The sequence below is a fragment of the Burkholderia sp. USMB20 genome, assembly GCF_000949135.2.
Classification (GTDB): domain Bacteria; phylum Pseudomonadota; class Gammaproteobacteria; order Burkholderiales; family Burkholderiaceae; genus Burkholderia.
The window spans coordinates 170878-193782 of sequence record NZ_JTAN02000010.1; the positions used below are offsets into that span (position 1 = coordinate 170878).

At 67.5% G+C, this 22905-nt stretch carries 21 protein-coding genes; 11 read left to right on the plus strand and 10 right to left on the minus strand.

What is annotated here, in order from left to right; genetic code table 11:
- Positions 1 to 263: 263 nt before the first annotated feature.
- From queC to PL79_RS11950, 5 genes are all read left to right on the plus strand, one after another.
- Positions 264 to 998 carry a 7-cyano-7-deazaguanine synthase QueC gene (queC, locus tag PL79_RS11930; RefSeq protein ID WP_044847355.1) on the plus strand — a complete coding sequence of 245 codons (735 nt, stop codon included), beginning with the start codon at positions 264 to 266 and terminating at the stop codon, positions 996 to 998.
- 75 nt (positions 999 to 1073) lie between these two features.
- Entirely contained in the window at positions 1074 to 1706 is a 633-nt protein-coding gene (gene queE, locus PL79_RS11935; RefSeq protein WP_044847356.1) for a 7-carboxy-7-deazaguanine synthase, read from the plus strand.
- An 18-nt stretch (positions 1707 to 1724) separates the two neighbouring features.
- Positions 1725 to 2177: a 6-carboxytetrahydropterin synthase QueD gene (gene queD / locus PL79_RS11940; RefSeq protein WP_044847357.1), complete on the plus strand. Its 453-nt coding sequence runs from the start codon at positions 1725 to 1727 to the stop codon at positions 2175 to 2177.
- 306 nt (positions 2178 to 2483) lie between these two features.
- A complete protein-coding gene (locus tag PL79_RS11945) occupies positions 2484 to 3269 on the plus strand; it encodes an HpcH/HpaI aldolase family protein (protein WP_044847358.1) in 786 nt (261 codons plus the stop codon).
- Complete coding sequence (locus tag PL79_RS11950; RefSeq protein WP_044847359.1) at positions 3266 to 4045, plus strand: tetratricopeptide repeat protein; 780 nt, start codon at positions 3266 to 3268, stop codon at positions 4043 to 4045. Before PL79_RS11945 ends, PL79_RS11950 begins: the two co-directional genes overlap by 4 nt.
- A gap of 101 nt (positions 4046 to 4146) precedes the next feature.
- Here the strand turns inward: PL79_RS11950 and rodA are convergent, their stop codons facing one another.
- The 5 genes from rodA to PL79_RS11975 form a co-directional block, all read right to left on the minus strand.
- A complete protein-coding gene (gene rodA, locus PL79_RS11955; RefSeq protein ID WP_044847360.1) occupies positions 4147 to 5295 on the minus strand; it encodes a rod shape-determining protein RodA in 1149 nt (382 codons plus the stop codon).
- Positions 5296 to 5306: 11 nt separating this feature from the next.
- Positions 5307 to 7592 carry a penicillin-binding protein 2 gene (gene mrdA, locus PL79_RS11960; protein ID WP_135801037.1) on the minus strand — a complete coding sequence of 762 codons (2286 nt, stop codon included), beginning with the start codon at positions 7590 to 7592 and terminating at the stop codon, positions 5307 to 5309.
- Positions 7593 to 7701: 109 nt separating this feature from the next.
- Entirely contained in the window at positions 7702 to 8214 is a 513-nt protein-coding gene (gene mreD, locus PL79_RS11965) for a rod shape-determining protein MreD (protein ID WP_009687274.1), read from the minus strand.
- On the minus strand, positions 8211 to 9302 hold the full coding sequence (gene mreC / locus PL79_RS11970) for a rod shape-determining protein MreC (protein ID WP_135801038.1): 1092 nt from the start codon (positions 9300 to 9302) through the stop codon (positions 8211 to 8213). The genes mreD and mreC overlap by 4 nt, the downstream gene beginning before the upstream one ends.
- Positions 9303 to 9441: 139 nt before the next feature.
- On the minus strand, positions 9442 to 10485 hold the full coding sequence (locus tag PL79_RS11975) for a rod shape-determining protein (protein ID WP_004189550.1): 1044 nt from the start codon (positions 10483 to 10485) through the stop codon (positions 9442 to 9444).
- Between the two features lie 368 nt (positions 10486 to 10853).
- On the opposite strand from PL79_RS11975, the gene gatC reads away from it, so the two are divergent.
- The 5 genes from gatC (at position 10854) to PL79_RS12000 (ending at position 15981) form a co-directional block, all read left to right on the plus strand.
- Positions 10854 to 11153 (plus strand): Asp-tRNA(Asn)/Glu-tRNA(Gln) amidotransferase subunit GatC, encoded by a 300-nt coding sequence (gene gatC, locus PL79_RS11980; protein WP_006407213.1) that lies wholly within the window; start codon positions 10854 to 10856, stop codon positions 11151 to 11153.
- A 69-nt stretch (positions 11154 to 11222) separates the two neighbouring features.
- On the plus strand, positions 11223 to 12713 hold the full coding sequence (gene gatA, locus PL79_RS11985) for an Asp-tRNA(Asn)/Glu-tRNA(Gln) amidotransferase subunit GatA (protein ID WP_044847822.1): 1491 nt from the start codon (positions 11223 to 11225) through the stop codon (positions 12711 to 12713).
- Between the two features lie 3 nt (positions 12714 to 12716).
- Positions 12717 to 14192, plus strand: coding sequence for an Asp-tRNA(Asn)/Glu-tRNA(Gln) amidotransferase subunit GatB (gatB, locus tag PL79_RS11990; protein ID WP_044847823.1), 1476 nt, complete (start codon positions 12717 to 12719; stop codon positions 14190 to 14192).
- A 126-nt stretch (positions 14193 to 14318) separates the two neighbouring features.
- The gene (locus tag PL79_RS11995) at positions 14319 to 15158 is read left to right on the plus strand and encodes a polyphosphate kinase 2 family protein (protein WP_044847824.1); all 840 of its coding nucleotides are present in this window, start codon (positions 14319 to 14321) and stop codon (positions 15156 to 15158) included.
- A gap of 49 nt (positions 15159 to 15207) precedes the next feature.
- Positions 15208 to 15981, plus strand: coding sequence for an exodeoxyribonuclease III (locus tag PL79_RS12000; RefSeq protein ID WP_044847825.1), 774 nt, complete (start codon positions 15208 to 15210; stop codon positions 15979 to 15981).
- 104 nt (positions 15982 to 16085) lie between these two features.
- Here the strand turns inward: PL79_RS12000 and PL79_RS12005 are convergent, their stop codons facing one another.
- On the minus strand, positions 16086 to 17138 hold the full coding sequence (locus tag PL79_RS12005; RefSeq protein ID WP_044847826.1) for an NAD(P)-dependent alcohol dehydrogenase: 1053 nt from the start codon (positions 17136 to 17138) through the stop codon (positions 16086 to 16088).
- Positions 17139 to 17366: 228 nt separating this feature from the next.
- Here PL79_RS12005 and PL79_RS12010 point away from each other — a divergent pair, with 228 nt between their 5' ends.
- Positions 17367 to 18311, plus strand: coding sequence for an AraC family transcriptional regulator (locus PL79_RS12010; RefSeq protein ID WP_044847827.1), 945 nt, complete (start codon positions 17367 to 17369; stop codon positions 18309 to 18311).
- 66 nt (positions 18312 to 18377) lie between these two features.
- Here the strand turns inward: PL79_RS12010 and PL79_RS12015 are convergent, their stop codons facing one another.
- The 4 genes from PL79_RS12015 to metX form a co-directional block, all read right to left on the minus strand.
- Positions 18378 to 19421 (minus strand): M48 family metallopeptidase, encoded by a 1044-nt coding sequence (locus PL79_RS12015; RefSeq protein ID WP_044847828.1) that lies wholly within the window; start codon positions 19419 to 19421, stop codon positions 18378 to 18380.
- Complete coding sequence (locus PL79_RS12020) at positions 19411 to 20832, minus strand: AmpG family muropeptide MFS transporter (protein ID WP_044847829.1); 1422 nt, start codon at positions 20830 to 20832, stop codon at positions 19411 to 19413. Before PL79_RS12020 ends, PL79_RS12015 begins: the two co-directional genes overlap by 11 nt.
- 119 nt (positions 20833 to 20951) lie before the next feature.
- Positions 20952 to 21560 (minus strand): methionine biosynthesis protein MetW, encoded by a 609-nt coding sequence (gene metW, locus PL79_RS12025; protein WP_044847830.1) that lies wholly within the window; start codon positions 21558 to 21560, stop codon positions 20952 to 20954.
- Entirely contained in the window at positions 21557 to 22702 is a 1146-nt protein-coding gene (metX, locus tag PL79_RS12030) for a homoserine O-succinyltransferase MetX (RefSeq protein ID WP_044847831.1), read from the minus strand. Before metX ends, metW begins: the two co-directional genes overlap by 4 nt.
- Between the last annotated feature and the right edge of the window lie 203 nt (positions 22703 to 22905).

The following is a 22905-nucleotide window of genomic DNA, read 5'->3' on the forward strand; positions in this document are numbered from 1 at the left end:
TCGTCGGGGCGTGATAAAATCCGTGCCCGCTCAATGACTTAGCGCATCGCTTCATGCGCACGGCAAGGCTGCCCGCAGGCGCTGCCGTGATGTGCGGCAACGATGCCGCGCGATGGGCGGTATAAGCGCTCCGCCGCGTTCGCGGCCGACCGCGCTGCCTATACTGGTCGAGCCGGCGCAGGCCGGCACGCGTCGGGCCGCCCGGCGGCAGCCGGCCCCGGGGCGCAGCGCGACGCGAGCCTACACATTCACGGAGTATCACGGTGATTCGGACAGACGCTAAAGACGGCGCGCTCGTGTTGTTTTCCGGCGGGCAGGACTCGGCCACGTGCGTGGCCTGGGCCCTCGAACGCTACCAGACGGTCGAGACGCTCGGCTTCGATTACGGCCAGCGCCACCGCGTCGAACTCGAATGTCGCGAAGGCGTGCGCGACGCGCTGAAGCGTCAGTTTCCCGCGTGGGCCGATCGTCTCGGCGACGATCACATGGTCGACCTGTCGGTGCTCGGCGCGATCAGCGATACCGCGATGACCCGCACGATCGAGATCGAGACCGCGGCGAACGGCTTGCCGAACACGTTCGTGCCGGGCCGCAACCTGCTGTTCATGACGATCGCGGCCGCGATCGCCTATCGCCGCGGCTTGCGCGTGCTGGTCGGCGGGATGTGCGAGACCGATTTCTCGGGCTACCCGGACTGCCGCGACGATACGATGAAGGCGCTGCAGGTCGCGCTGAACCTCGGCATGGACACGCGCATGGTGCTCGAGACGCCGCTGATGTGGCTGGACAAGGCACAGACCTGGCAACTCGCCGAACAGCTCGGCGGCGAGGCGCTCGTCGAGCTGATCCGCGTCGAGACGCACACGTGCTACGTGGGCGAGCGCGCGGAACTGCACGACTGGGGCTTCGGCTGCGGCGAATGCCCGGCCTGCAAGCTGCGCAAGCGCGGCTACGAGGCCTACCTGAAGGGCGAGCGCGTGACCGAAGCACCGCTGTGACGCGGGTGCGCCGGCAGCGCCGGATGGATAACGGATTCTGATCGACAACGAGCGGCGCGAGCCGGACGAAGCACGATGACTTACGCGGTCAAGGAAATTTTCTACACGTTGCAGGGCGAGGGCGCGAACGCGGGCCGTCCGGCCGTGTTCTGCCGGTTCGCCGGCTGCAATCTGTGGTCGGGTCGCGAAGAGGATCGGGCGGACGCCGTGTGCCGCTTCTGCGATACCGACTTCGTCGGCACCGACGGCGAGAACGGCGGCAAGTTCAAGGACGCCGACGCGCTCGTCGCGACGATCGCGGGCCTGTGGCCGGACGGTGAGGCGCACCGCTTCGTCGTCTGCACGGGCGGCGAGCCGATGCTGCAGCTCGACCAGCCGCTCGTCGACGCGCTGCACGCGGCGGGCTTCGAGATCGCGATCGAGACCAACGGCTCGCTGCCGGTGCTCGAGACGATCGACTGGATCTGCGTGAGCCCGAAGGCCGACGCGCCGCTCGTCGTCACGAAGGGCAACGAACTGAAGGTCGTGATCCCGCAGGACAACCAGCGGCTGGCCGATTACGCGAAGCTCGATTTCGAGTATTTTCTCGTGCAGCCGATGGACGGCCCGTCGCGCGACCTCAATACGAAGCTCGCGATCGACTGGTGCAAGCGGCATCCGCAGTGGCGGCTGTCGATGCAGACCCACAAATATCTGAACATTCCCTGAGCCACGGCTTTTGACATCGTGCTGATTACCCGAAAACTCGAATTCGACGCGGGCCACCGCATTCCCGATCACCGCAGCCAGTGCCGCAACCTGCACGGCCATCGCTACGTGCTCGAAGTCACGCTGCGCGGCGATCTCGTCGATACCGAGGGGGCGCCCGACCGCGGCATGGTGATGGACTTCGCCGACGTGAAGGCGCTCGCGGTCGAGCACCTCGTCAACAAGTGGGATCACGCGTTCCTGGTCTACGCGCGCGACGAAGTCGTGCGCTCGTTCCTCGAGCAGATGGCCGACCACAAGACCGTCGTGCTCGACCGGATCCCGACCGTCGAGAACCTCGCGGCGATCGCGTTCGACATCCTCGCGAACGTGTACGACGCGCACTACGGCGTGAACCTGCGCCTGGAGCGCGTGCGCCTGTACGAAACGCCGAACTGCTGGGCCGACGTCGAGCGCCAGCCCGGCCGCTGATCCTGCCTTCCCGGCAGCCCCGCCAGCCAGCGCGGGCTGCCTGCCGCCGCGCCGCGCGGCCTCGCCCGGCGCCGTTCCCCGCCTGGTCCCACATTCCGCGTGACGCCGCGCTATGATCGTTGCGTGGCACCGGAAAACGCATCCGTGCGACATCGCGCGGCCCGCGCTGTCAGATCGGCTGCTCACGACCGACTGACGTTCCAGGGCCCGGTCCGGCGCCGCCGGGCATCGCGGCCCGGCGTATCGCGCCCGCTTCGCCCGTTGCTTGTCCCGTTCGATTGCCGTTCCGTCCAGGAGCCCGTATCGATGAGCACGCTCACCAATTCCCTCAAACAACGCCTGCACGACGGCGACGAGCCGCTGTACGGCCTGTGGCTGTCGCTCGGCTGCGATTCGGCCGCGGAAGCGCTCGCCCACGCCGGCTACGACTGGCTCTGCATCGACATGGAGCATGCGCCGAACGACAGCCGCGACGTCGCGTCGCAACTGCGCGCGCTGGCCGCCGCGCACCTGCCGAGCGAGCCCGTCGTGCGTGTACCGGGGCGCGAGCCGTGGCTCGTGAAGCGCGCGCTCGACGCCGGCGCGCGCACGCTGATGTTCCCGTGCATCGAGACGCCCGACGAGGCCGCGCACGCGGTGCGGCTCACGCGCTTCCCGTCGCCGGATTCCCCCGACGGGCTGCGTGGCGTGGCCGGCATGGTGCGTGCGGCGGCGTTCGGCATGCGCCGCGATTACCTGCAGACGGCGAACGCGCAGGTCGCGGTGATCGTGCAGATCGAATCGGCGCGCGGCATCGACGAAGTCGAGCGGATCGCCGCGACGCCGGGCGTCGACTGCCTGTTCGTCGGCCCGGCCGATCTGGCGGCGAGCCTCGGGCACCTCGGCGACAGCCGCCATCCGGACGTCGAAACCGCGATCGCGCGCGTGCTCGCGGCCGGCAAGCAGGCCGGCGTCGCGGTCGGCATCTTTGCGAGCGATACCGCAACCGCGCGCCAGTATCGTGAGGCCGGCTTCCGGATGATCACGCTGTCGGCCGACGTGAGCTGGCTGCTGCGTGCGACGCGGCAGGCATTGCAGGAGGTGCGGTCATGAACGATGGCGACGGCGCGGGGCACGAAGGTGTGCGGCTTACGGCCGGCGTACGCGGGCGGATCGGCGCGCTGCTCGGGCTGTGGGCCGTATGCGTCGCGGCGGTTGCGCAGAATGTGCCGCACGCGAAGCCGGACCCGGCGCGCGAGACGCAATCCGCAGTGGCCGACTACAACGCGGGCGACTATCGCGCGGCGCTGGTGCAGTTCCACGACGCGGCCGAACGCGGCGACCGGCTCGCGCAGTTCAACTACGCGATGATGCTGCTCACGGGTGTCGGCGTGAGCGCGAACGTCGACGAAGGGCTGCGCTGGCTGAAGCGGGCGGCCGACGCGAACATGTCGCATGCGCAGTACGTGTACGGGCGCATGTTCGACGACGGCGAGTTCGTTGCGCGCAACCCGGCCGAAGCGCACCGCTGGTTCCTGCGCGCGGCGAAGCAGGGGCACGTGCAGGCCGAGCTGTCGCTCGCGAACCAGTTCCTCGACGGGCGCGGCACGCCGCGCGACAACCGGCGGGCGTTCGAGTGGTACAAGCAGGCGGCCGACGCGGGCGAGCCGACCGCGCAGTACGTGACCGCGTCGTTCTACGAGCGCGGTGGCGACGGCGTCACGCAGAACCTGAACATCGCGCGCGCGTATTACGCGGCCGCGGCCGCGCAGGGCGACGAGACGGCCGGGCTGAAATTCAAGGAACTGAGCGCGCGGCTGAGAGCGCAGGAGCCTGCTTCGGGCGCGGGTACGGATCATGGGAGCCCGCGCGCGACGCCACCGCAGTGAGCAGGCAGCGCGGGCGCCATGCGATACGCGCAGAACGAAAAAACGGCGCCGAGGCGCCGTTTTTCATTACTTGCGACTGCGTGCAGTGTCGTGCCGCGCCGTCAGCTCTTCATCAGCCGCCGCTGTCGCCCGACGCTCATGATCATGCCGATCGCGACACCGAGCGTCGCGAGTGCGGTGCCGCCGTAACTCATGAACGGCAACGGCACGCCGACGACGGGCAGCACGCCGCTCACCATCCCGATGTTGACGAACGCGTAGACGAAGAACGCGAGTGTGAGCGAGCCCGCGAGCAGCCGGCCGAACAGCGTCGCGCCCTGCGCGGCGATATAGAGCCCGCGTGCGATCAGCGCCATGTACAGCGTCAGCAGCACGAGGCCGCCGGCGAGCCCCCATTCTTCCGAGAACACCGCGAAGATGAAGTCGGTGTGCTTCTCCGGAATGAATTCGAGGTGGGCCTGGGTGCCCTTCAGGTAGCCCTTGCCGAGCGCGCCGCCCGAGCCGATCGCGATCACGGCCTGGATCGTGTGGAAGCCCTTGCCGAGCGGGTCGGAGGTCGGGTCGAGCAGCGTGCACACGCGGTGCTTCTGGTAGTCGTGCATCAGCGGCCACTGCACTTCGGGCTGGCAGATGCGCTCTTCGAACACGGCGATCGAGCCGACCGCGATCACGCCCGCGACGAGCACCGGCACGATCAGCTTGAACGACAGGCCCGCGAGGTAGATCACGAAGAAGCCGGCCGCGAACACGAGCAGGCCCGTGCCGAGGTCGGGCTGCTTCGCGATCAGGCCGACCGGCACCAGCAGGATCGCGAACGCGGCGATGAAGTCGTACCAGCGCAGCCCGCCTTCGCGGCGCTGGTAGTACCACGCGAGCATCAGCGGTGTCGCGATCTTGAGGATTTCCGACGGCTGGATCACGACGCCGACGTTCAGCCAGCGCTTCGCGCCCTTCTTGGTCATCCCGAACAGCGCGACGGCGACCAGCAGCGTGACCCCGAACGTATAGAGCGGGACCGCGAAGCGCATCAGTGTCGTCGGCGGGATGTTGGCGATCACCCACATCAGCACGAACGTCAGCAGGATGTTGCGCAGCTGATCCTCGACGCGGCCCGGCATGTCGATCGACGCGCTGTACAGCGTGACGATGCCGACGCACAGCAGCAGGAACACGATGAGGGCGAGCGGGCGGTCGAAGCCCGCGAACATCTGCTTGATCTTGTCGAGCCAGGCGCGCTTGTCGAATTGCATGCCTTTCTCCGTTAATGAGCGGTGCCGGCGTTCACCGCTTTCGCGGCGGCCGTGACACGGAAGTTGTCGTCGCGCGGCGCGGCGGCGAGCGGTTGCGCGTCGCTGGCGGGCCGGCGCGGCCGGTGCGGGCGCCGGATCGGCGGCAGGCTCGCGGCCCTCGGCGCCGCGGCACTCGCGTCGGCGGGCTGCGCCGCGCTTGCCGCGGCCGCACCCGACGCATCGGGCGCCGACGCGGCCGATGCCGCATCCGCCGCGCTGGCCGCGGCCGGCACGACAGGCTGCGGCAGCGCCTTGAAGCCGGCCGCAACGGACACGGCCTTCGAGGCATCGCCGATCACCGGTGCGCTGATCGGCTCGGTCGCCGACGCGGCGGCGGCGACGGCAGCCGCCTCGTTCTCCGGTTTCTGGCGCTCGACGAGGTAGAAGTCGAGCACGCGGCGCGCGATCGGGCCCGCGGCCTGCGCGCCCCAGCCGCCGTTCTCGACGACCAGCGCGAGCGCGATCTGCGGATGGTCGACCGGCGCGTACGCGATGAACAGCGCGTGGTCGCGCAGGTGCTCGGCGAGCAGGTGGCCCTTGTAGTTCGAGCCCTGCAGCGAGAACACCTGCGCGGTACCGGTCTTGCCGGCCGCGAGGTACGACGCGCCGCGGAACACCTTGTACGCGGTGCCGGACGGATTCTCGATCACGTTCTCCATCCCGCGCTTCACGACGTCGATGTCGGCCTGCTTGAGCGGGATCGTTTCGCTTTCCTTCGGCACGGTCAGGTGGCGCCCGCGCGTGATCGGATCCTCGACTTCCTTCACGAGGTGGGGCTTCATCACGACGCCGTTGTTCGCGAGCGTCGCGGTGGCATGCGCGAGCTGCAGGATCGTGTACGAGTTGTAGCCCTGGCCGATCCCGAGGCTGATCGTCTCGCCGTCGAACCACTTCTGCTGCGCGGCCTTCTTGAACGCCTTCTTCTTCCAGTCGGTCGACGGCAGGATCCCGCGCGCCTCGCCCTGGATGTCGATGCCGGTGATCTGGCCGAAGCCGAACGGCTTCATGAAGTTCGCGATCGCGTTCACACCGAGATCGCGCGCGAGCATGTAGAAGTAGGTGTCGTTCGACACCATGATCGCCTTGTTCATGTCGACCCAGCCCTGGCCCGAGCGCACGTCGTTGCGGAACGTGTGCCCGCCGAACGTGAAGTAGCCGGGATCCTGGAAGCCCCAGCCCGGCGTGCGCTTGCCGAGCGTCAGGCCGGCCAGCGCCATGAACGGCTTGTACGTCGAGCCGGGCGGGTAGGTGCCGTGCAGCGGGCGGTTCAGGAGCGGCTTGTCGGGCGAGTTGTTCAGTTCGTCCCAGGTCTGCTGGTCGATGCCGTCGACGAACGAGTTCGGGTCGAAGCTCGGCGACGACACGAACGCGAGCACGTCGCCCGTCTTCGGTTCGATCGCGACGAGCGCGCCGCGCTTGCCGGCGAACGCCTGCTCGGCGACCTGCTGCAGCGCGATGTCGAGCGACAGCACGAGGTTGTTGCCGGGCGTCGCCTGCGTGCGCGACAGCGTGCGCACGGGCCGGCCGCCGGCCGTCACCTCGACTTCCTCGAAGCCCGTGAGGCCGTGCAGCTCGGTTTCGTAGCTCTGCTCGACGCCGATCTTGCCGATGTAGTCGGTGCCCTTGTAGTTGTTCGCGTCGCGGCGCGGATCGTAGTGTTCCTGGTCGCTGTCGTTGTCGTCGCTCATCGCGTCGATGCGATCCTGGTCGCGCTTCGAGATCCGGCCGATGTAGCCGATCACGTGCGCGGCCGTCATGCCGAGCGGGTACTGGCGGAACAGCCGCGCGCGCACGTCGACGCCGGGAAAGCGGAAGCGCTGCGCGGTGAAGCGCGCGACTTCCGCGTCGGTGAGGCGCGTGCGGATCGGCAGGCTCTCGAAGTTCTTCGAGTCTTCCTGCAGCTTCTTGAAGCGGCGGCGGTCGCGCGCGTCGATCGGGATGATCTCGGACAGTTTGTCGATCGTGTTGTCGAGCGTGTCGTCGAGCTTCGACGGCGTGATCTCGAGCGTGTAGGCCGAATAGTTCTTCGCGAGGACCACGCCGTTGCGGTCGGTGATGATCCCGCGGTTCGGCACGATCGGCGCGACCGAGATGCGGTTTTCCTCGGCCTGCAGCGCGTATTTGCCGTGCTGCATCAGCTGCAGGTAGAAGAAGCGGCTCGCGAGCAGCCCGAAGCAGACGAACACGAACACGCCCGCCGCCGCGACGCGCAGGCGGAACTTCGAGAGCTGCTGTTGGGTGTCGTTGAATTCGGTCATGCGGTTACGATCGATCTGGCCCGTGCGCGGCGAGCGCGCGCGGGCGAGGAGCCGCCCCGGAGCGCGGCGCGCGGGCGTGGGAGCGGCGGGTATTCAAGGTCGGTCCGACTCAGATGGGGCGCGTATCGTCCGGGTCGACCGGGCGGCGTTGCGGCATCAGCAGCAGGTGGCTCGCGATCGGCCACAGCGCGGCCTCGACGAAGCCGTCCACCAGATAGCGCCAGCCGGGAAACGCGGCGCCCATCACGAGGCGGATCACGAACGGCACCAGCTGCGCGACGACGAGCAGCGGCGTGACGTACAGCACCTGCACGCCGATCGGCATCCACAGCACGCGGCGGTGGATCGTGATCGCGCCGTACGACAGCAGCGTATAGGCGAGCGCATGCTCGCCGAGCAGCCCCGCGTCATGCACGTCCATCAGGATGCCGAGCGCGAACGCGACGCCCATTCCGACCTTGCGCGGCTGGTGGATGTTCCAGAACAGCAGCACGAGCGCGACGAAGTCGGGCACGCCGGGCAGGCGGCCCCACGGCATCAGGTTCAGCAGGAACGCGGCGGCGAGGCTGAAGACGATGAAGTACGGGTTGACCGGCTGCAGGATGTATTGCGGGCGGTTCATCGCTGGGCTCCTGGTTGCCCGGCCGCGGGCTTCGCGGGCGCGGCGGCGGGCTTGGCCGGAGCGGCGGGGGCGGCGGGGGCGGCAGGTGCAGCCGCCGCCGGTTTCGCGCCGGGTGCGGCCGCGGCGGCCGGCTTCGCGTTCGCGTCGGCCTTCTCGGCCTTGTCGGACTTGTCGCCCTTCGCGGCGGCCTTGGCGCCCTTCTTGCCCTTCGCGTTCTTGTCGGCCGGCTCGGGCTCGGCCGGGCGCGGCGGGACATCGTTCTGGTAATGCAGCACGAGCATCTGCCGCGCGCCGCGCACGGCGGCGACCGGCGCGCAGGTCACGCGCGCGAACGCGGTATCGGCGAGCTTGTCGACCTTCGCGACCTTCGCGACCGGCAGGCCCGGCGGATAGACGCCATCGAGGCCACTCGTGACGAGTTCGTCGCCCGCGACGAGGTCCGAGCTCGTCGGCACGAAGCGCAGGTCGAGCGAATCGCCCTTCGGCGTGCCGTAGATCACGCTGCGCAGGCCGGTGCGCAGCACCTGCACGGGAATCGCGAGATCGCGGTCGGTGATCAGCGTGACTTCGGCCTGCAGCGGGAACACGCGCGTGACCTGGCCGATCACGCCGTCCTCGCTGACGACCGGCGCGCCGTTCTGGATGCCCTGCTGCGAACCCTGGCCGATCACGATCTTCTGCGTGAACGGGTCGCTGGTGTCGTACTGGATCTCGACCGGCGTCGAATGCGTCGCGATGTGCTGGCGCAGTTCGAGCACCGCGCGCAGATGCGTGTTCTCCTGCGCGAGCACCGCGGCCTGGTTGGCCTGCGTGGACAGCTGCAGGTTGCGCTTGCGCAGCGCGTCGTTCTCGTGGCGCAGCGACGCACCGGTGACGGCGATGTCGGCCGCGCCCATGAACAGGTCGCGCGGCACGAGCGCCGCGCGCTGCAGCGGGTACAGCACGGTGCCGAGCACGCCGCGGACGATTTCGAGCGTGCTGAAGCGCGCGTCCGATACGAGAAGCGCGATGGCGAGGGCGACGAAGAAGATGAGCCGCGCGAGCGCGGGCGGACCTTGCTTGAAGAGGGGCGGCGGACTGTATTCCATGGTCGGCGCCGGGCGCGTGGCGATCGGTTAAATAATGCTCAGACGCGCGAACGGCGTGGCGGTTCGTTCTGAACGAGCGATCCGGCCACGCCGCGGGTGCGCCATATCAAACGGGACTGCTTAGGCGATCACTCGTCGATCACTCGTACGAGAAGATGCTGCCCAGCTTGTCCATGCGCTCGAGCGCCATGCCCGAACCGCGTACGACGCAGGTGAGCGGATCTTCGGCGACGAGCACCGGCAGGCCGGTTTCTTCCGCGAGCAGGCGGTCGAGGTCGCGCAGCAGTGCGCCGCCGCCCGTCAGCATCATCCCGCGCTCGGCGATGTCGGCGCCGAGTTCCGGCGGCGTCTGCTCGAGGGCGATCTTCACCGACGACACGATCTGGTTCAGCGGATCGGTCAGCGCTTCGAGGATTTCGTTGCTGGAGATCGTGAAGCTGCGCGGAATGCCTTCCGACAGGTTGCGGCCCTTCACTTCCATTTCCTTGACTTCGGAGCCCGGGAACGCGGAGCCGATTTCCTTCTTGATCGCTTCGGCCGTTTGCTCGCCGATCAGCATCCCGTAGTTGCGGCGGATGTAGTTGACGATCGCTTCGTCGAACTTGTCGCCGCCGACGCGCACCGAGCCTTTGTAGACGATGCCGCCGAGCGAGATCACGCCGACTTCCGTGGTGCCGCCGCCGATGTCGACGACCATCGAGCCGGTGGCTTCCGACACCGGCAGGCCCGCGCCGATCGCGGCCGCCATCGGCTCCTCGATCAGGTAGACCTGCGATGCGCCGGCGCCGTGCGCGGCTTCCTTGATCGCGCGGCGCTCGACCTGGGTCGAGCCGCACGGCACGCAGATGATGATGCGCGGCGACGGCGAGAACATGCGCGACTCGTGCGCCGTCTTGATGAACTGCTTGATCATCTGCTCGGTGACGGTGAAGTCGGCGATCACGCCGTCCTTCATCGGGCGGATCGCCTCGATGTTGCCCGGCACCTTGCCGAGCATCTGCTTGGCTTCCTTGCCGACTGCCTGGATCGTCTTCTTGCCGTTGGGGCCGCCTTCCTGGCGGATCGACACGACCGACGGCTCATCGAGCACGATGCCCTTGCCGCGCATGTAGATCAGGGTGTTTGCGGTGCCGAGGTCGATCGCCAGATCGTTGGAGAAGTAGCTGCGCAAAAAACCGAACATTCAGAATCCTGTTTCGCTCTGGGCCGGCCCTGCATAGCGAACGCTGAGGGCGGGCAGCGGAAAAAATAACAGCCTCGGGAAGCGTGGCGGAAGCGGCCGCCGCGGCGCACGAAGCTGCGAGTGATGTCTACCGGGAATCGCACGAAGCACGCACGGCTTGCCGAAGCGGGGCGAAACGGTGCGGGAAAAGGCTGCCGGGTTTGGGTCGAACGCGTAATGATACCTTATAATTTCGCGGTATTTGAATCGAAACGGACGGTATTTTTGCCGCTTCGGCCCTGATTTTTGAGGGTGGGATCGTACCCTCCAACCCCCCGCCGCAGCGCGGTTTTTAATGCGCTGCGCAGCCTTGTTTTTCCGGTGATCGCATGGCCCTGACCCTGACCGATGTGAAACGCATCGCGCACCTCGCGCGACTCGAAATGGCCGACGCCGACGCCGAGCATACGCTCGGCCAGCTCAATGAATTCTTCGGCCTCGTCGAGCAGATGCAGGCGGTCGACACCGCCGGCATCGCGCCGCTCGCCCACCCGATCGAACAGATCCAGGAAGTCGCGCAGCGCCTGCGCGACGACGCCGTGACGGAAGTCGTCAATCGCGACGACAACCAGCGTCCGGCGCCGGCCGTCCAGGACGGCCTCTATCTCGTGCCGAAGGTGATCGAGTAAGCATTCGATGAGAAGCGCGCCGGCCGGCCTGCGCCGCGCGCCACCCAGAATTCCCAGGAAAACCACTCAATGCACGCAAAAAGCCTGACCGAACTGCGCGCCGCGCTCGCCGCCAAGGAATGCTCGGCCGTCGAGCTCGCGCAGCTCTACCTGAAACGGATCGACGCGGCACGCGACCTGAACGCGTTCGTCCATGTCGATGCCGACCTCACCCTTGCGCAGGCGAAGGCCGCCGACGCCGAGCTCGCGCGCGGCGCGGGCGGCGCGCTGACCGGCCTGCCGATCGCGCACAAGGACGTGTTCGTCACGCGCGGCTGGCGCTCGACCGCCGGCTCGAAGATGCTCGCGAACTACGAAAGCCCGTTCGACGCGACCGTCGTCGCCCGCCTGCAGGCGGCCGGCATGGTCACGCTCGGCAAGACCAACATGGACGAGTTCGCGATGGGCTCGTCCAACGAGAACTCGGCGTTCGGCGCGGTGAAGAACCCGTGGGACACGAACGCCGTGCCGGGCGGCAGCTCGGGCGGCAGCTCGGCGGCCGTCGCCGCGCGCCTCGCGCCGGCCGCGACCGGCACCGACACCGGCGGCTCGATCCGTCAGCCCGCGTCGTTCGCGGGCGTGACGGGCATCAAGCCGACCTACGGCCGCGTGTCGCGCTACGGGATGATCGCGTTCGCGTCGTCGCTCGACCAGGGCGGCCCGATGGCGCAGAGCGCGTCCGACTGCGCGCTGCTGCTGAACGCGATGGCCGGCTTCGACGAGCGCGACTCGACGAGCCTCGAGCGCGACGACGAGGATTTCACGCGTCATCTCGGCCAGCCGTGGACGGCCGGCAACGACGCGGCCAAGCCGCTCGCGGGGCTGCGCATCGGCCTGCCGAACGAGTATTTCGGTGATGGTCTGGCCGACGACGTGCGTGCGTCGATCGACGCGGCGCTCAAGCAATATGAGGCGCTCGGTGCGACGCTCGTGCCGGTGTCGCTGCCGAAGACGGAACTGTCGATTCCCGTGTACTACGTGATCGCACCGGCGGAAGCCTCGTCGAACCTGTCGCGTTTCGACGGCGTGCGCTTCGGCCACCGCGCCGCGCAGTACGGCGACCTGCTCGACATGTACAAGAAGTCGCGCGCCGAAGGCTTCGGCCCCGAGGTGAAGCGCCGGATCCTGGTCGGCACCTACGTGCTGTCGCACGGCTACTACGACGCGTACTACCTGCAGGCGCAGAAGATCCGCCGCATCATCGCGAACGATTTCCAGGAAGCGTTCAAGTCCTGCGACGTGATCATGGGCCCGGCGTCGCCGACGGTCGCATGGGATCTCGGCGCGAAGGGCGACGATCCGGTGCAGATGTATCTCGCGGATATCTACACGCTGTCGGTGAGCCTCGCGGGTCTTCCCGGCATGAGCGTGCCGTGCGGCTTCGGCGCCGGCGCGAACGCGAAGCGCCCGGTCGGTCTGCAGATCATCGGCAACTATTTCAACGAAGCCCGGATGCTGCAGGTCGCCGACGCGTTCCAGCGCGCGACCGACTGGCACAAGCAAGTTCCGGCAGGGGTGTAAGCAATGACTACGCAATGGGAAGTCGTCATCGGTCTCGAGACGCACGCGCAACTGTCGACCGTCTCGAAGATTTTCTCGGGCGCGTCGACGCAGTTCGGCGCGGAGCCGAACACGCAGGCTTGCCCGGTCGACCTGGCGCTGCCGGGCGTGCTGCCGGTGCTGAACCGCGGCGCGGTCGAGCGCGCGATCCGCTTCGGCCTCGCGATCGGCTCGACCATCGCGCCGCGCAGCATCTTCGCGCGCAAGAATTACTTCTACCCCGATCTGCCGAAGGGCTATCAGATCAGCCAGTACGAGATTCCGGTCGTGCAGGGCGGCCAGATCACGATCCAGGTGCCCGCCAACGAAAAGGCCGGCAAGGAAGCGTACGAAAAGACCGTCAACCTGACCCGCGCGCACCTCGAGGAAGATGCGGGCAAGTCGCTGCATGAAGACTTCGCCGGGATGACCGGGATCGACCTGAACCGCGCGGGCACGCCGCTGCTCGAGATCGTCACCGAGCCGGAAATGCGCAGCGCGGCCGAGGCCGTCGCGTATGCGAAGGCGCTGCACGCGCTCGTCGTGTGGCTCGGCATCTGCGACGGCAACATGCAGGAAGGCTCGTTCCGCTGCGACGCGAACGTGTCGGTGCGCCCGGTCGGCCAGGAAAAGTTCGGCACGCGTGCCGAGATCAAGAACCTGAACTCGTTCCGGTTCCTTGAAGAGGCGATCAACTACGAAGTGCGCCGCCAGATCGAGCTGATCGAGGACGGCGGCGAAGTCGTGCAGGAAACGCGCCTCTACGATCCGGACAAGCGCGAGACGCGTTCGATGCGCAGCAAGGAAGACGCGCACGACTACCGCTACTTCCCCGACCCCGACCTGATGCCGCTCGTGATCGGCCGTGACTGGGTCGAGCGCGTGCAGGCCGGCATGCCCGAGCTGCCGGCCGCGATGCAGCAGCGCTTCGTCGAGCAGTACGGCGTGTCCGCGTACGACGCGGGCGTGCTGACGTCGAGCAAGGCGATGGCTGCCTACTTCGAGGCGGTGGTCGCGAAGGCCGGCGCCGCGAACGCGAAGATCGCCGCGAACTGGCTGATGGGCGACGTGTCGTCGCAGCTGAACCGCGACGGCATCGAGATCGACGCGATTCCCGTGTCGGCCGCGCAGCTCGCGCTGGTGCTGCAGCGCATCGCCGACGGCACGATCTCGAACAAGATCGCGAAGGAAATCTTCGCGACGATCTGGGACGAGAAGGCGACCGACGAAGGCGCGGCCGACCGCATCATCGACGCGAAGGGCCTGAAGCAGATTTCCGACACCGGCGCGCTGGAAGCGATCATCGACGAGGTGCTGGCGGCGAACGCGAAGTCGGTCGAGGAGTTCCGCGCGGGCAAGGAAAAGGCGTTCAACGCGCTGATCGGCCAGGCGATGAAGGCGACCAAGGGCAAGGCCAATCCGCAGCAGGTCAACGAGCTGCTGAAGAAGAAACTCGGCTGAGCATGGCCGCGCGCCTGAACCGCGCCTGACCACGGGCCGCCGCCGAACCTGTTCGGGGCGGCCCGTCGTTTTGGTGCATGCGTTATCGTGTGCGCGTGTGCATCGCACCGTCCAACGGAGGAACGAATGGCGAAACAACCGTCGCTCGACGATTTCCGCGTGCCGTACAGCACGCGCGAGAAGGAAGCTGCCGCATTCAAGCTCGATGCGTTCGATCCGGCCGCGAAGCCGTTTTCGTCGGGGTCGAAGGACGCCGACCGCGAACGGCTGTCCGCCGTATCGACCGAGCTCGACGTCCAGCAGGAGCGCCTGCACACGCAGCAGAAGAAGCGCGTGCTGCTCGTGCTGCAGGGGATGGATACCAGCGGCAAGGACGGCACCGTGCGCGCCGTGTTCCGCGAGGTCGATCCGCTCGGCCTGCGCGTCGTGTCGTTCAAGGCGCCGACGCCGATCGAGGCCGCGCACGACTTCCTCTGGCGCGTGCATCTGCAGGTACCGGCCGCGGGCGAGCTCGCGATCTTCAACCGCAGCCACTACGAAGACGTGCTCGTGCCGCGCGTGATCGGCGCGATCGATGACAAGGAATGCGAGCGCCGCTACCGGCAGATCCGCGATTTCGAGACGATGCTGTTCGAGAACGGCACGACGATCGTCAAGTGCTTCCTGCACATCTCGAAGGACGAGCAGCGCGAGCGGCTGCAGGCGCGCATCGACGATCCGACCAAGCACTGGAAGTTCGACATCGCCGATCTCGACGCGCGCAAGCACTGGGAGGCGTACCAGTCGGCGTACCGCGATGCGCTCGCCGCGACGTCGGCCGAGCATGCGCCGTGGTACGTGATCCCGGCGAACTCGAAGACGCACCGCAACGTGATGATCGCCGAGCTGCTGCTGCGCACGATGACCGACATGAAGCTCGAATTCCCGCCGCCGAAGCCGGAACTCGAAGGCGTGAAGATCCGCTAGGCTGCGATCCCGCAACCACATCGAACTGAACTGAACAACGGAACCCGACATGATGCGAGTGATTACCGCCAACCTGAACGGCATCCGCTCCGCCGCGAAGAAGGGCTTCTTCGAATGGCTCGGCGAACAGAATGCCGACTGCGTGTGCGTGCAGGAAATCAAGGTATCGGCCGACGACCTGCCGGCCGAATTCGTCGAGCCGCACGGCTTCAGGAGCTACTTCCATCACGCCGAGAAGAAGGGCTACAGCGGCGCGGGCGTGTACAGCCGCCACGAGCCCGATGACGTGATCATCGGCTTCGGCAGCAGCGAATTCGACTCCGAGGGGCGCTACGTCGAGGCGCGCTACGGCAAGCTGTCGGTCGTGTCGGTGTACGTGCCGTCCGGCTCGAGCGGCGAAGAGCGCCAGCAGGCGAAGTACCGCTTCATGGACGAGTTCATGCCGCACCTCGCCGAGCTGAAGAAGAAGCGCGAGGTGATCCTGTGCGGCGACGTGAACATCGTGCACAAGGAAATCGACATCAAGAACTGGAAGAGCAACCAGAAGAATTCGGGCTGCCTGCCGGAAGAGCGCGCGTGGCTCACGCAGCTGTTCGACGATGTCGGCTACGTCGACGTGTTCCGCACGCTCGATCCGCGCCCCGAGCAGTACACGTGGTGGAGCAATCGCGGCCAGGCGTACGCGAAGAACGTCGGGTGGCGGATCGATTACCAGATCGCGACGCCGGGCGTGGCCGGCACCGCGAAGCGCACGTCGATCTTCAAGGACATCAAGTTCAGCGATCACGCGCCGCTGACGGTGGATTACGACTACAAGAAGTGAGCGTCGGCGCGGCGCGCTTCGCGTCGCTGCCAAGTCGTCCGGTCACCGGACGCAAAACGGGGCCGCATGTCGAACATGCGGCCCCGTTTCGTTTGGTGCGTCGCTTACTGCTTGATCGACGCCATGTCGATCACGAACCGGTACTTCACGTCGCTCTTCAGCATCCGCTCGTAAGCGGCATTGATCTGCTGCATCGGAATCGTTTCGATATCCGACGTAATGCCGTGCTCCGCGCAGAAGTCGAGCATTTCCTGCGTTTCCGCGATCCCGCCGATCAGCGAGCCCGCGAGGCGGCGGCGCTTGAAGATCAGGTTGAATACCTGCGGCGACGGGTGATCGTGCTCCGGCGCGCCGACGAGCGTCATCGTGCCGTCGCGCTTCAGCAGGTGCAGGAACGGGTTCAGGTCGTGCTGCGCGGCGACCGTGTTCAGGATGAAATCGAAGCTGTTCAGGTGCGCGTTCATCTGCGCTTCGTCCTTCGAGATCACCACCTCATGCGCGCCGAGACGCTTGCCGTCCTCGATCTTCGACGGCGACGTCGTGAACAGCACGACGTGCGCGCCCATCGCGCGCGCGAGCTTCACGCCCATGTGACCGAGGCCGCCCAGGCCGACGATCCCGACCTTCTTGCCGGGCCCGACGTTCCACTGGCGCAGCGGCGAATAAGTCGTGATCCCCGCGCACAAGAGCGGCGCGGCACCGGCCGGGTCGAGCGTCTCGGGCACCCGCAGCACGAACGCCTCGTCGACGACGAGCTGTGTCGAATAGCCGCCGTACGTGATGTCGCCGGTCACGCGGTCCTGGCCGTTGTAGGTGCCGACGAAGCCGTTCTCGCAATACTGCTCGAGGCCTTCCGCGCAGCTCGGGCAGGTGCGGCACGAATCGACGAGACAGCCGACGCCGGCCAGCTCGCCGACCTTGAAGCGCGAAACCTGCGGGCCGGTCGCGGTCACGCGGCCGACGATTTCATGGCCCGGCACGACCGGGTAGATCGTGTTGCGCCATTCGTTGCGGGCCTGGTGCAGGTCCGAGTGGCAGACGCCGCAGTAGAGCACCGCGATCTGGACGTCGAGGTCGCGCAGCGCGCGGCGCTGGAATTCGAACGGGGCGAGCGGCGAGCGCGCGTCGGTCGCCGCGTAAGCGTAGGTTGTGCTCATGCAGGGGGCTCCTTGTCCGGCAAAAAGTCCGGCGAATCAGACTGCCACCGCATCATGTGGCGACGCGGCGAGACAGGTGCCCATCGTAAGGAGCGAGCCGCGTCGGCGAAATACACGAAGGTCTCGAAGATTTGCCTATTCCTCTCGAATTGCACGCGAACGGCCGTCAAAACGCTTTCAAGGTGCTACATTGCGAGCCTGATTCTCTTGCCGGACAGGACGACGCCCGTGAGCTTCCAACCCCTTTTCGACGACACGGGCGACCGTGTGCGGCGCCGCATGATTGAGCTGCATGCGCGTCTCGCGCCGAACGAGGGCGATACGCCGGCGGCGCTCGACGGCGTGCGCTTCTTCCGCGTGAACCGCCCCGTGCCGCGCATGCCGGTGCTGTACGAACCGAGCATCATCGTCGTGTGCCAGGGCCGCAAGCTCGGCTATCTCGGCGACCGCTCGTTCGTCTACGACGCGCAGCAGTATCTCGTGCTGTCGGTGCCGCTGCCGTTCGAATGCGAGACCTTCGCGAGCATGGACGAGCCGTTTCTCGCGATCTCGATCCGCGTCGATCTCGCGGTGATCGCCGAACTCGCGATCCTGCTCGACGAGACGCTGGGTGCTTCAGTCAGCGAGCCGCACGGCGTCTATTCGACGCCGCTCGATGCGCCGCTCGCCGACGCGGTGGTGCGGCTGCTCGAAGCGCTCGCGTCGCCGCACGACACGTGCGTGCTCGGGCCGGCGATCATGCGCGAGATCGCATACCGCGTGCTGACGGGGGCGCAGGGCGACGCGATTCGGGCGGCGCTCGTCCAGCAGCATCATTTCGGCCGCATCGCGAAGGCGCTGCGGCGCATCCATGCGGACCTGAAGGCAGATCTCGACGTCGAGACGCTCGCGCGCGAGGCCGGGATGAGCGTTGCGGTGTTCCACGCGCAGTTCAAGCACGTGACGGCGACGTCGCCGATGCAGTATGTGAAGGCCGCGCGCCTGCACCAGGCCCGGTTGATGATGGTGCAGGACGGTCTCGGCGCGGGTGCGGCGTCGGCACGGGTCGGTTATGCGAGCGCGTCGCAGTTCAGCCGCGAGTTCAAGCGGCTGTTCGGCCGCAGCCCGGGAGACGAAGTACGCTGGATGCGCGAAATCGGCAGCCGGCCGGTCGAGTCGGAAGTCGGCGCGTAGCGCCTGGCCTCGTGCGCCGGTGATGCGTGCCGGCGATTCCCGGCGGGGAGCCGCCGGGTGCGGCGCTCAGCGCCGCACGACCTTGCGCCGCTGCGCGCTGATGCCCGCGTAGTCGGGCAGCGTGTCGACGCGTTTGGCCGTCGCCTTCGCATACAGCGGCATCAGGTCCGGCAGGCGGTTCAGCAGATCCTGCCGCCGCGCGGCGCTGTACGGATGCATGTAGATGAAGCCCGACGTCTTGTTCGCGCGCGTCGCCGCCGCGAGCTTGTCCCACAGCGTGATCGCCGCGCGCGGATCGAAACCCGCGCGGGCGGCGATGTCGCCGCCGATCACGTCGGCTTCGGTTTCGTCGGTCGGGTCGTAGCGCAGCGTCTGCAGGCGTTCGCCGAGGTTCAGCGCCTGCGGCAGCGGATCGCCGACGCCGAACAGCGGCGGCAGCGTGGCCGCGCGCAGCGACGTTTGCGACGTCGCGCTGAAATTGCTGCGCGCGTGTTCGCGCAGCGCGTGCGCGATGCCGTGTGCGATCAGTACGCCGAACTCATCGTCGTTCAGGCGGACGCGATCGAGCAGCCCGCCGTACACGAGCACCTTGCCGCCCGGCAGGCAGGTGATGCGGATGTCGCGCGAGCGGATCACGTTGACGTCCCACGCCCAGCTCTTCACACGATCGTTCCACTTCACCGAATACGGCGCGAGCTTCATGACGATCGCGCGCAGCCGCTTCACGCGCGGCTGGTTCGCGGGCAGCAGGCGGTCGCTGTCGGCGGCGGCCTGGACGATCTGCGCGTATTCGTTCGCGGTGAGTTGTTCGAGCAGCGGCGACGGGATCAGCGTGCGGAACGCGATCGCATTGCCGTAGCGAACCTGCTGCGGCGTCGGCGTATAGGCTTTCGCGGGCACGGCGGCGCCGGTCGGCTGCGCGGCTTCGGCTGCAGGCGGGGGAGCGGCTGCAGCCGGCGTGGACGGCGATGCCGGGGCAGCGGGCGCGGAGCCGGCCATGGCCGCAACGGTGTCGGACGCATGAGCGCTTCCCGCCGCACCGAGCGTCGCGAAGCCGACGCCCAGCGCGGCGACGACGCGCGCCACGCGATGCAGGCGGTCATTGCGCACGGCTGGCCTCGCCGTTGCGCGCGGTGCCGTTCCACGGCGCGATCTTGAACAGCAGCAGCATGCCGGGGATCGCGAGCGCGGTGCACACGATGAAGTAGTCGAACCAGCCGATCTTCGCGACGATGAAGCCGCTCGCGGCCGATGCGAGGGTGCGCGGCACGGACGCGAGGCTCGTGAACAGCGCGAACTGCGTGGCCGTGTAGCGCGGATCGGTCGTGCTCGCGATATACGCGACGAACGCGGCCATCGTCAGGCCGGTCGTGAAGGTTTCGACGCCGTAGACGATCGCGAGCGCGACCGTCATCGGGCTGAATTGCGGCGTGACGGTGATGCCGAACACGGACAGCGCCGCCGCGATCGCGTGGCTCGTCGATACCGTGAAGTCGTACAGCATCGCGAGCACTGGCGAGCCGGGGCCGAGTTGCGCGAGCCATGCGAAGCCGAGCGTCGACACCATCTGCAGCGCGCCGAAGATCCATAGCCCGCGGCCGATCCCGATCTTCACGAGCCAGACGCCGCCGATGATGCCGCCGGCGACGCTCGCGACGAGCGCGGTGGTCTTCGCGACGATGCCGATCTCGGTGCGCGTGAAGCCGATGTCGAGGAAGAACGACGTCGACAGCGTGGTGGCCATCGTGTCGCCGATCTTGAACAGGAAGATGAACGCGATGACGAGCAGCGCGCCGCTCCAGCCGTCGCGCTGGATGAATTCGCGGAACGGCAGCACGATCGCGTCGCGCAGGTTGCGCGGCGGCGCGCCGACGACTTCCGGTTCGCGCACGAGCAGCGTCATCAGGATGCCCGGCAGCATGAACGCGCCGGTGAGCGCGAACACGGCGTCCCACGGCATGTGGTCGGACAGGATCAGCGCCAGCGAGCCGGGGATCAGCGCGGCGAGCTTGTATGCGTTCACGTGCACCGCGTTGCCGAGGCCTTGCTCGGTGTCGCGCAGCAGTTCGCGGCGATAGGCGTCGATCACGATGTCGGAGCTTGCGCCGAAGAATGCGACGAGCGTCGTGAGCGCGGCGACCGTCCAGATCGAGTCGCGCGGCGACACGAAGCCGAGCGCGGCGATCGCGCCGGCGACCAGCACCTGCGTGAGCACCATCCAGCCGCGCCGGCGGCCCGGCCGCCAGCCGGGCAGGCGCGGGATGTAGCGGTCCATCAGCGGCGCCCACAGGAACTTCCACGTATACGGGAACTGGATCAGCGCGAACAGGCCGATTTCCTTCAGGTTCACGCCCTCGGAGCGCAGCCATGCCTGCACGAGGTAGACGAGCGTGAACAGGGGCAGCCCCGACGTGAAGCCCAGGAACACGCAGATCAGCATGTGCGTGTTCAGATAGGCGCGCCAGCCGGGGTGATCCTCGTGAGCGGTGAGTGCGGGCGCCTCGTGTGGCGTTTTGGACATGGACGGAAACTGGGTAGCGTTGACTGATGGCGGCGGCAGCGCAGGCGGCAGCGCGGGTAGCACAGGAGCGCGGCCGTACGTGCGTGCGGGCCGTCGGCGTCCGTCAACGGCCCCCCGGCTCAGCTGCGCTTGACGCGATAGACAGCAAGACTACCACGCCAGTTCGCTCCCCATCGAATCGGCTGGCCTTCGTGCAGCACGATGCGGTCGAGGATCGTGACGCCGACTTCGGGCGCGAGCGCCTCGAAATCCTTGATCGTCAGCACCCGGACGTTCGGCGTGTTGTGCCACTGGTAAGGCAGCGACTTCGACACCGGCATCCGGCCGCGCAGCACCGACAACCGGTGCGCCCAGTAGCCGAAGTTCGGGAACGACACGATGCATTCGCGTCCGACGCGCGCGGTTTCGCGCAGGATCGCGGCCGTCTGGTGGATCGTCTGAAGGGTTTGCGACAGGATCGCGAAATCGAAGCTGTGATCCTCGAACAGGCGCAGGCCGTCCTCGAGGTTCTGCTGGATCACGTTGATCCCGTTCTTCGCGCTCGCGAGCACGCCCGCGTCGTTCAGTTCGATCCCGTAGCCGGACACGTCGAGTTCTTCCGACAGCAGCGACAGCAGCGAGCCGTCGCCGCAGCCGAGGTCGAGCACGGTCGCGCGCGGTTCGACCCAGCGGGCGATCGCGCGGAAGTCCGCGCGGGCGGACAGGGAATTCAGTGCTTGCTGGTTCATGCCCCCACCTCGATGGCGATTCGTTCGTAATACGCGCGGAGCAGGTTGTGATAGCGCGCGTCGTCGAGCAGGAACGCGTCGTGGCCGTGCGGCGCGTCGATTTCCGCGTAGCTGACCGTGCGCTTGTTGTCGAGCAGCGCCTTCACGATTTCGCGCGAACGCGCCGGCGCGAAGCGCCAGTCGGTCGAGAAGCTCGCGATCAGGTATTTCGCCTGCGTGTGCGCGAGCGCGGCCGTCAGGTTGCCGTCGAACGCCTTCGCCGGATCGAAGTAGTCGAGCGCGCGCGTGATCAGCAGGTAGGTGTTCGCGTCGAAGTAGTCGGCGAACTTGTCGCCCTGGTAGCGCAGGTACGACTCGACCTCGAACTCCACGTCGAAGCTGAAGTTGTACGCGTCGAGCGCGCCGTCCGCGCGGCGCAGCGCACGGCCGAATTTCTCGGCCATGTCGTCGTCGGACAGGTACGTGATGTGGCCGATCATCCGCGCGACGCGCAGGCCGCGCTTCGGCTTCACGCCGTGCGCGTAGTAGTCGCCGCCGTGGAAGTCGGGATCGGACAGGATCGCCGAGCGCGCGACCTCGTTGAACGCGATGTTCTGCGCGGACAGCTTCGGCGTCGACGCGATGTCGATGCAGTGCGCGACGCGCTCCGGATACATCAGGCTCCACGCGAGCGCCTGCATCCCGCCGAGGCTGCCGCCCATCACGGCGGCGAAGCGCTCGATGCCGAACGCGTCGGCGACGCGCGCCTGCGCGTGCACCCAGTCCTCGACGGTGACGACGGGGAAGCGCGCGCCGTACGGTTTGCCGGTCGACGGATCGATGCTCATCGGGCCGGTCGAGCCGAAACACGACCCGAGATTGTTCACGCCGATCACGAAGAAGCGGTTGGTGTCGAGCGGCTTGCCGGGGCCGACCATGTTGTCCCACCAGCCGGTGCTGCGCGGATCGTCCGCGTAGACGCCGGCGACGTGGTGCGACGCGTTGAGCGCGTGGCAGACGAGCACCGCGTTCGAGCGCGCGGCGTTGAGCTCGCCGTACGTCTCGACGACGAGCTGATAGTTGCCGATCACGCTGCCGCTTTGCAAGCGCAGCGGTTCGGCGAAGTGCATGGTCTGTGGAGCGACGATGCCGATCGATTCCATTCGTTCCGCCTTATGCCATATGACTGGGCGGCTAAATGGTGTCGGCGAGGCGCGGAGTCGAAGGTGCGCGGCTGACGACCTCTTTAGCCGCATTTGTAGTGAACCGCCGGGGAACGACGCATCGACGCGTCAAGGCCCCGGCCGGTTCGCGCGCCCGCAATCGAGTCAGCAAATCGGCGCGCTTCCGGCCTGCCGCCAAGGGG

What these genes read in the sequence shown, in the direction of transcription:
- queE (WP_044847356.1), top strand. Translation starts at nt 1,074, where the DNA reads ATGACTTACGCGGTCAAGGAAATTTTCTACACGTTGCAGGGCGAGGGC.
- PL79_RS11945 (WP_044847358.1), top strand. Translation starts at nt 2,484, where the DNA reads ATGAGCACGCTCACCAATTCCCTCAAACAACGCCTGCACGACGGCGAC.
- PL79_RS11950 (WP_044847359.1), top strand. Translation starts at nt 3,266, where the DNA reads ATGAACGATGGCGACGGCGCGGGGCACGAAGGTGTGCGGCTTACGGCC.
- rodA (WP_044847360.1), bottom strand. Translation starts at nt 5,295, where the DNA reads ATGCAATTCGACAAGCGCGCCTGGCTCGACAAGATCAAGCAGATGTTC.
- mrdA (WP_135801037.1), bottom strand. Translation starts at nt 7,592, where the DNA reads ATGACCGAATTCAACGACACCCAACAGCAGCTCTCGAAGTTCCGCCTG.
- mreD (WP_009687274.1), bottom strand. Translation starts at nt 8,214, where the DNA reads ATGAACCGCCCGCAATACATCCTGCAGCCGGTCAACCCGTACTTCATC.
- mreC (WP_135801038.1), bottom strand. Translation starts at nt 9,302, where the DNA reads ATGGAATACAGTCCGCCGCCCCTCTTCAAGCAAGGTCCGCCCGCGCTC.
- PL79_RS11975 (WP_004189550.1), bottom strand. Translation starts at nt 10,485, where the DNA reads ATGTTCGGTTTTTTGCGCAGCTACTTCTCCAACGATCTGGCGATCGAC.
- gatC (WP_006407213.1), top strand. Translation starts at nt 10,854, where the DNA reads ATGGCCCTGACCCTGACCGATGTGAAACGCATCGCGCACCTCGCGCGA.
- gatA (WP_044847822.1), top strand. Translation starts at nt 11,223, where the DNA reads ATGCACGCAAAAAGCCTGACCGAACTGCGCGCCGCGCTCGCCGCCAAG.
- gatB (WP_044847823.1), top strand. Translation starts at nt 12,717, where the DNA reads ATGACTACGCAATGGGAAGTCGTCATCGGTCTCGAGACGCACGCGCAA.
- PL79_RS11995 (WP_044847824.1), top strand. Translation starts at nt 14,319, where the DNA reads ATGGCGAAACAACCGTCGCTCGACGATTTCCGCGTGCCGTACAGCACG.
- PL79_RS12000 (WP_044847825.1), top strand. Translation starts at nt 15,208, where the DNA reads ATGATGCGAGTGATTACCGCCAACCTGAACGGCATCCGCTCCGCCGCG.
- PL79_RS12005 (WP_044847826.1), bottom strand. Translation starts at nt 17,138, where the DNA reads ATGAGCACAACCTACGCTTACGCGGCGACCGACGCGCGCTCGCCGCTC.
- PL79_RS12020 (WP_044847829.1), bottom strand. Translation starts at nt 20,832, where the DNA reads ATGTCCAAAACGCCACACGAGGCGCCCGCACTCACCGCTCACGAGGAT.
- metW (WP_044847830.1), bottom strand. Translation starts at nt 21,560, where the DNA reads ATGAACCAGCAAGCACTGAATTCCCTGTCCGCCCGCGCGGACTTCCGC.
- metX (WP_044847831.1), bottom strand. Translation starts at nt 22,702, where the DNA reads ATGGAATCGATCGGCATCGTCGCTCCACAGACCATGCACTTCGCCGAA.